At 24.6% G+C, this 7,470-nt stretch carries 9 protein-coding genes; 4 read left to right on the top strand and 5 right to left on the bottom strand.

Annotated features, from left to right (window positions below; genetic code table 11):
• Positions 1–416: 416 nt before the first annotated feature.
• The gene (locus tag I4U89_RS15340; protein WP_195941130.1) at positions 417–935 is read left to right on the top strand and encodes a YcxB family protein; all 519 of its coding nucleotides are present in this window, start codon (positions 417–419) and stop codon (positions 933–935) included.
• A gap of 46 nt (positions 936–981) precedes the next feature.
• On the opposite strand, the gene I4U89_RS15335 is transcribed toward I4U89_RS15340, so the two are convergent.
• The 5 genes from I4U89_RS15335 to I4U89_RS15315 all read right to left on the bottom strand — a co-directional run bounded on the left by I4U89_RS15335 (position 982) and on the right by I4U89_RS15315 (position 5,438).
• Entirely contained in the window at positions 982–1,728 is a 747-nt protein-coding gene (locus I4U89_RS15335) for a recombinase family protein (protein WP_195941129.1), read from the bottom strand.
• Positions 1,729–1,796: 68 nt separating this feature from the next.
• Positions 1,797–2,039, bottom strand: a complete 243-nt coding sequence (locus I4U89_RS15330; RefSeq protein ID WP_195941128.1) for a DUF2442 domain-containing protein — start codon at positions 2,037–2,039, stop codon at positions 1,797–1,799.
• A gap of 11 nt (positions 2,040–2,050) precedes the next feature.
• Positions 2,051–2,317 (bottom strand): DUF4160 domain-containing protein, encoded by a 267-nt coding sequence (locus I4U89_RS15325; RefSeq protein WP_195941127.1) that lies wholly within the window; start codon positions 2,315–2,317, stop codon positions 2,051–2,053.
• 535 nt (positions 2,318–2,852) lie between these two features.
• Complete coding sequence (locus I4U89_RS15320) at positions 2,853–3,968, bottom strand: replication initiation protein (RefSeq protein WP_195941126.1); 1,116 nt, start codon at positions 3,966–3,968, stop codon at positions 2,853–2,855.
• A gap of 915 nt (positions 3,969–4,883) precedes the next feature.
• Positions 4,884–5,438 carry a hypothetical protein gene (locus tag I4U89_RS15315; protein ID WP_195941125.1) on the bottom strand — a complete coding sequence of 185 codons (555 nt, stop codon included), beginning with the start codon at positions 5,436–5,438 and terminating at the stop codon, positions 4,884–4,886.
• Between the two features lie 457 nt (positions 5,439–5,895).
• Between I4U89_RS15315 and I4U89_RS15310 the strand changes: the two genes are divergently transcribed.
• From I4U89_RS15310 to I4U89_RS15300, 3 genes are read left to right on the top strand one after another with little or no spacing between them, the layout of a single operon-like run.
• Positions 5,896–6,114 (top strand): spore coat associated protein CotJA, encoded by a 219-nt coding sequence (locus I4U89_RS15310; protein WP_195581907.1) that lies wholly within the window; start codon positions 5,896–5,898, stop codon positions 6,112–6,114.
• 2 nt (positions 6,115–6,116) lie between these two features.
• Complete coding sequence (locus I4U89_RS15305; RefSeq protein ID WP_195941124.1) at positions 6,117–6,380, top strand: spore coat protein CotJB; 264 nt, start codon at positions 6,117–6,119, stop codon at positions 6,378–6,380.
• 59 nt (positions 6,381–6,439) lie between these two features.
• Positions 6,440–7,012: a manganese catalase family protein gene (locus I4U89_RS15300; protein ID WP_195941123.1), complete on the top strand. Its 573-nt coding sequence runs from the start codon at positions 6,440–6,442 to the stop codon at positions 7,010–7,012.
• Positions 7,013–7,470: the final 458 nt, after the last annotated feature.

The following is a 7,470-nucleotide window of genomic DNA, read 5'->3' as shown; positions in this document are numbered from 1 at the left end:
ACATTTATATTATTATTTTTGCTCTCTATAAAATCTTGTCCAGTTGATTTTTCTTCTATTTTTTGCTTTATATTAAGCAACCCATTTTTCTTGTTTAACATTGGATTTTCAATACTCATAGTCTGATGTCTATTTTATTAAATAAATATTTAATCTTGATTTAATTGTTTTTTAATATATTTTATATACATATTTAATAATAATTAAATATATGTTTTTAGATTAAAATACTAATTGTATAAATGCTTAATCCAGTTTAATCTTTATTGAATATCTTAAATTATAATTTCCAATAAAAGTAGATATTGTACTGTTTGTTAATAAATTAGGATTTAAAATTAATGATTTAACAAATCTAAAAATTATTTATTTAATATTATTAATGAATGAATTAAACTTTACTAGGGGGGATAAAAATGAGTTTTGAATTTACTAATTCAATAGATGATTACATAAAGGCTTACGATTATATAGATCGGCATAAGCCAGATAGATATTTTAAATTTTATATAGTTCCTAGGATAATTGCGCCCTTGTTTCAATTGCTATGTATAATTTATGCTTTTGTAAATTATGATTTTTATCAAGTAATAAGAAGTACCATTATAGGATTTATAGGGCTAGTAATTATATTTATAGCACTTAAAACATATTATAAAAATCGAAATAAACAAATATCTGATTGGAAGATAGATAAGCCTTATCTATTTGATAAAAAGACTATTACCCTTAATATTAATACACTAACATATATAGATAAACACCAAACTAGAGAAATTGAATTGTCTTTATTTGATAAAGTAGTTGAAGAAGATTCTCTTATTTATATTTTTGGATCTAATTACAATTTGTATCTAGTAATTCCTAAAAATACTTTTAATGATTTCTCCGAACAAACTTTATTTATAAATAAAATTAAGGGTCTTAATAACTAAATTAAAACCCTTAATTTAGATTCTTATAAAATCATTTTATAAGAATCTATCGATTAACTTTGTTCCACATATACCTAGATACTATTGGCTCCACCTCAATAGTAATATCATTTTTTTCTTTCTTTCCATGATATTCAAATATCCCAATATAGTTTTTATTTTTTAATATATAGTCCACCTTCTGCTTTGAAAACCCATACTTAGCTCCTATTTTAGCTAGTGACATCCCTTTAGACCTTAATTTAAATATATCCTTAACTATTTTAGCACCTTCTTCATCTATTTCAAATTGTCCTTGTTTATTTACTTTATATCCAAGGGAAGGCTTACCACCGACCCACTTATTTTCATTAAGCCTTGCTATTCTACCATTTCTAGTTCTTTCGTTTATTACAGCTCTTTCAAATTCTGCAAAACTTCCTAACATCTGTAAAAATAGCATACCTTGAGGTGTAGAAGTATCAAACATCTCGGTAACACTCACTAAAGCCACCTCATGCTCTTGAAGTTCATATATCATGGCCAATAAATTATATAAACTTCTATGTATTCTATCATTTTTATAAACTATTATCATATCTATATCATTTTCTTTAACGAAGTTTATCATATCATAATACTTTGGTCTATCAGTTGATTTTCCTGATACTGCTTTATCTATAAACATTTCATCTAGCACGATATCGTGAAGTTTAGCATACATTCTTATTTTTTCTTCTTGATCCTTAAGTGAAGTGTTATCTACTTGCATTAAAGTTGATATCCTACAGTATCCTACTGCTCTCTTTTTCATGTCGTCCTCCAATTGTCTATTTAAAACAAAAAGAGCTGAGATATAAAAAACACCTCAACTCTTTATTTCTAATTTGAATATGAAATACTATCTTCATACAGTGTTTCTGGATCAATATCGGCTTCATTGGGCCATTCTATTGAGTCAAAACTTACTCTAACTGCTTTAAATAAATTTTCATCTTTTAATTCTTGAAAGATCCCTTTATCTAAATATGGATTCATATCAAATATTTTAATTTCATTATTTTCAAAGGTTAATATTAATTTATAATTATCTATAGGTTTAACTTCTTTTACAGCTAAATACATATAATCACCTCTTACTTTAATGGTTCTATTTTAAATGGTAACTCACTATTCATAGCTAGATCCCAGTTTGCTAATAACTCATCTTGGTGAAGTTCTGCCCAAGCAAGAACCAATCTTAGTTGCTTCTTAGGCAAACTTCCTTCTACTAATTCACATGTTTTTATATCAATTACTGCTTTATGATCTTGGTAGTATGCGTGAAAATGTGAAGGTGCGTGCTCTTTTGGCGCACAATACATTCTTATTATTATTCCGTAGAACATACTTATCGTTGGCATTTTATCAATCCCTTTCTTTATATTTTATGATTTTTTCTTTATTTAAATATAGCTAATTGAACTTTTATTTTCAATCTAAAGTTTGGTTAAGGTATTTTTATATTATAATTTCAACATAAAAAGGTCAAGTTTGTCGGCTCAAACTTGACCTTTTTCACTTTACAAAACTAAAGAATTATAAGTAATATCAATATTTTATGTTTAATTAATATCATTATTTTTTTAATTTTTATATAAATTATTTTAATTTATTCATCAAAGTTTATCGAGTGTAAAAAAATTAAAAATCTAAGTTCTCTATTTTTACCTCTAATATTTTATCAATTTCATACATAATATTATAAATAAATTTAATGCCTTTAAAATCTTTTTTAGATTCTAAAGGCATTACTTAAATGAACGTTTCACATCTACATTTAACTCATTTTCTAGTCTTAAAACATTGCCATTAAACTTTACAATAACCTCATAATTTAAAATAAGCTAAAATAGATGATTTTCCCCTTACTTTATAAATTTTACATAAACATAAATACTACCAATATATTTCCATCTCTTTTTTATGCTTTATATCCTCTTTTTCTTCTATTTTGTATTCAATAATCTTATTATCCAAAGTCCCTTTAAAAAATTTATATGAAGTAGCTTTAATAGTTTCAACATCATCTCTATCAAGAGTTATCATAACAGCATCTTCAAAAGCTCTTTCCATATACTCATTTTTAAAATCAATATCTTTAAAATCTTTTTTAAAACTTCTTAAAGTTCCCTTAGTAAACAAACTTTCATCAGGTACAAAAACATTATTTGAAATTTTATCTATGCTTTTATCCTTAGATTTAACTTCATTATAATCAACCTCATCTATAACGACTTCACTTTTATCTAAATTAATATCTTTTGAAATATTTTTAATAATATCAATTTCTTTTGTAAAATACTTTCTCTTATCCAAATCTGTAACAATAAAATCAATAGAATCAACTTTTCTACCAACCTTATTTTCTTTTATATCTATTTCAAAAAGCTCTGTTTCATTAAGTTCCTTTATAGCAGGAAGTATAACTCTTCTTTTAAAGTTAGCATACTGAGGGTAACTATTTTCAAGCATAAGATACATCTTAATATCATCAACTGTGTAATTAATAACTTGCTTAGTTCCTGACCAAATTCTAATTAAATCATATAATCTTTGAGCATTGTAATTTTTTAAACTAAACAACAATGCCAAATTAGCAGGAGTATACCCTGTTTTTAAATATTGATCTAATAAATCATATATTTTCTTAGGACTATCAATTCTAAATACTTGAGTTTCCTCATCAAATTGATATCCAGATATAAAATTATACTGACCCCAAACTAATTTATCATTTTTCTTTTTTTCCATAAAAAATATACTCTTTTGCATAAGCCCAGATAAATATTCACTTATCTTTTTTACAGTTCTATCATTAGTTCTCTTTATTATTTCTTTAAATTCATCATAGTGTATGTAACAACTCATAGAACCATCATAATCCTTTTGAAGTTTGTATAGTATCAATAAAAATATTCTATTTTCATTTAAAGATAAACTATACTTTGATTGAATTAATACATTATTTTTCATTAGTACCTTAGGATTTTTAGTATCAGTTAAATTATTCATATTATCCCCCACATATTAAGTTCTTAAGTCAAAATATATCATGGCAAAATAAAAGTGTCAATTTTATAAATCCGACACATTTATCGCTATCAAAGTGACACTTTTAATTATCAACTTGACACATTTGGTTATCAAAGTGACACTTTTAAATTATCAAGTTGACACATTTGATTATCAAAGTGACACATTTCGTTATCAAGTTGACACATTTAAGCAACTCAACACTAGTATTTTCAATAGTTTAAACCATGTTTAAATACTATTAAATACTATAAATACTATTTTTAAATACTAGTAAAGACTAGTAAAGGTCTTTTTCTTCTCTAGTCTGTTCTATTTTTATAAGATAAATAGATAATAAATATCCTTATAAAAACTTTACAAAATTAATGGTGTTATCAAAGTGTTATATTTAACATTTATAAAACAAGATATTTATAATTACTAAATCTATGTTTAAATTTATCTAACAGTATCAAATAAACATATAAAAATACCTCGTAAATTAGCTTATAAGAGCTTTAATTGTTATTTTTAACCATTTATATTCTAAGTGATTTTTTTGCTTTTAAGGCTTTTATATTTTCTTAATTTAACAAAGATAAAATTAAGTACACAAGATATGTTATCTATGGCACTATATTGATATATGGAATAATACAAGAAGTTAAAAAGTTCAAAGAAAGATAATTTAGAGAAAAGTTAAGTTACCTTAATAATTAGCTAGTAAATTATTAAAAATAAATGCTATAAAAGGATATGTATTTAGAGTACTTAATCAATAAATTAAAAAATACATATAATTTATTATTTAAAGTTTCATAAGAAACTTAAAGATAAAAAGAGTGTATCTAATGAAATGTAGTGGTTTCAACAGAGACACTCTTTTTAATAATCGTAAAACCCATTCTCATTTTATTTATATTTCTCCATATATTCCTTCATTGCCATAGATAATAAATCTTGCTTGCTATATCTTTGTTTTTCGCAAAACTCTTGCCACTTCTTATATACAAACATATTAACCCTAAATGCCTTTGCTTTTGGATTTAAATGTTTATCATCTATTAAATCTATAATTATCTGTTTTTTATCTGTATTGGAGTTTGTATTGGATGTTGTATTGGCTTTAAATTTTTCAACTAACATTTCAAAAACTTCTAGATTTTGTTCTAAGAAATTAATTGCAATTTTCTGAGATTCTTTAAGTATTGGACTTGTATTTTTATCCAATACAACTATCTTGTTATCACTTGTATTGGATATTGTATTGGCTTGTATATTAGGTACATACTGTTTTAATTTATTATCATATTTATATCCATTTGCTTTTATTTCTCTTTGGAGTGTTTTTTCACCAATTCCAATGTTTTGCCTAATTTTAGTAACAGTTTTGCCTTCTCTTAACTTAGTATTTAGGTAATTGATTTTATCTTTAAAATTTAAATTTTGAAATTTCTCTTTTGTCATAATCTACCTCCGTTTCTGGATGTATTGTTTTTGTATTACACTTGTATATATACATAGTAGCATTTTTGTACTTTAAGGGCATCATAACTCCTTTATAATATGTAATAATTTTTTAATACTCAACAACGCTAATTTATAAAAAAATCTATATGTCCATGTATACTATAATGATTTAAACTACACACTTATATATTTTGATTAAATAGAGTCACAAATTAAAAAAAGTTTAAATATTATATAAAGTATATAAATTTTATTGTTAAAATTTGAATCAAACTTGTATGTATTATTTAAAATATGCCTTTTTAAAAATCTTGATATATTAAACTTAATTTTTATGAATAAAATCAAATGATTTATTATTGTTAAAATCATTTCAAAATTAATTAGCATATTTTATTTATACAAGTATAAAAAATATCATTATTTTAAATTCAATAAATTAAGGAGAATAGTCATGGATAATTTGAGAAATGTCAAACCAAATTGTGGTTGTGAACTAGCTAGACCATATATAAACAACCAAGTGTATACTAAATCATACAACTTAAAAACAGCATTAAAAAAGGGAACTTTATTCCCAGAACTAGATTTAGTAGAATCAAATCACTATAATGATTGGTTATATGCAAACCCTAAAAACAGAGTTAGAGCACAAAAAGGGGGTAAAAGATAGTTATGAAATCAAATAGAAGAGAACTTTTAGATAGAATTTTAGAATATCATTTTGCTTGTGTAGAATTAAATTTATATCTAGATAACAATCCAGATGATCAAAATGCTTTAACTTCATACAACACATACTGTAATAAATTTATTCAAGCGAAATGTTCTTATGAATCTAAATATGGACCATTAACTAATTTTGGTTATGCACCAAGTTCATATCCTTGGCAATGGGTATGTGATCCTTGGCCATGGGATAATGAGTTCTATGAATAAAGTTATACAAAGTTAAGGTTAAATTGTTTATTTAATATATTAAGGAGGATTAAATTGATATGTGGATTTACCAAAAAACATTAGAATACCCAGTTAACATAAAAAATGCAGATCCAAGAATGGCTAAGATTGTAATGACTCAATTAGGAGGGCCTAATGGTGAACTTGCAGCTGCAATTAGATATCTTCAACAAAGATATACTATGCCAACAGGAAAATCTCGTGGTCTTTTAACTGACATAGGTACAGAAGAGATGGCTCATGTTGAAATGATTTCTGCAATACTATATCAATTAATGAAAGATTGTACTCCAGAAGAGCTTAAGGCTGCTGGACTTGGTCCAAATTATGCAACTTTCGGGCATGGACTTCAACCAGTAGGATCTAATGGTGTAAACTTTACTACAGATTATATTAATGTGTTTGGTGATGCTGTAACTAATTTACATGAGGACATGGCTGCAGAGCAAAAAGCATTAGCAACTTATTATCAATTAATAAATTTAACTGATGATCCTGATTTAAAAGATGTATTAAGATTTTTAGGTCAAAGAGAAGTAATACACTATCAAAGATTCGGCGAAGCACTAATGGACGTTTATGAATTTACAGAGTGCAAAAAACAATTTTAATTTTTATAAAGAGTATTGAGAGTATTTTTATAGAAATTAATTTAATAAATTAAAACAATTTAAATATAAAGTATAGTAAATATCTTAAATAAGATAAAATTAAAACTTTAAATTTAAATATATATATATATATTTAAAAAGGGTAACTTAAACTAATTTAGGTTACTCTTTTTTTTAGGTTTTCTTATAATAAATATATGCTAAAAAAATTATTTAATACTAAATAAATAGATAATTATTCATATTGTTAACTGTTTCATAGTTTTTTAAAAAGTAGGTATTAAAATAACCTACTTTTTAAACTTCTTTGATTTTTTCTTATACTTTTCTTCATATGCAGAAAGTGCTTCTTCATTTAATTCAACTGAATCAAACATCTTGCTAATTATATCTTCTAGTACCTCAGATACTGTCATATTATTTTCATATGAAAAAGACTTTACCTTATCTGCTACATC

It is taken from the genome of Romboutsia sp. 1001713B170131_170501_G6, assembly GCF_015668195.1.
Taxonomy (GTDB): Bacteria; Bacillota; Clostridia; order Peptostreptococcales; family Peptostreptococcaceae; genus Romboutsia_C.
The sequence above is the reverse complement of the archived record's forward strand: the minus strand, read 5'-3'. Positions and strand labels throughout refer to the sequence as shown.

Bases quoted from the DNA above. Each gene is read 5' to 3' on its own strand.
- I4U89_RS15340 (WP_195941130.1), top strand. From the start codon at position 417: ATGAGTTTTGAATTTACTAATTCAATAGATGATTACATAAAGGCTTAC.
- I4U89_RS15335 (WP_195941129.1), bottom strand. From the start codon at position 1,728: ATGAAAAAGAGAGCAGTAGGATACTGTAGGATATCAACTTTAATGCAA.
- I4U89_RS15330 (WP_195941128.1), bottom strand. From the start codon at position 2,039: ATGTATTTAGCTGTAAAAGAAGTTAAACCTATAGATAATTATAAATTA.
- I4U89_RS15325 (WP_195941127.1), bottom strand. From the start codon at position 2,317: ATGCCAACGATAAGTATGTTCTACGGAATAATAATAAGAATGTATTGT.
- I4U89_RS15320 (WP_195941126.1), bottom strand. From the start codon at position 3,968: ATGAATAATTTAACTGATACTAAAAATCCTAAGGTACTAATGAAAAAT.
- I4U89_RS15315 (WP_195941125.1), bottom strand. From the start codon at position 5,438: ATGACAAAAGAGAAATTTCAAAATTTAAATTTTAAAGATAAAATCAAT.
- I4U89_RS15310 (WP_195581907.1), top strand. From the start codon at position 5,896: ATGGATAATTTGAGAAATGTCAAACCAAATTGTGGTTGTGAACTAGCT.
- I4U89_RS15305 (WP_195941124.1), top strand. From the start codon at position 6,117: ATGAAATCAAATAGAAGAGAACTTTTAGATAGAATTTTAGAATATCAT.
- I4U89_RS15300 (WP_195941123.1), top strand. From the start codon at position 6,440: ATGTGGATTTACCAAAAAACATTAGAATACCCAGTTAACATAAAAAAT.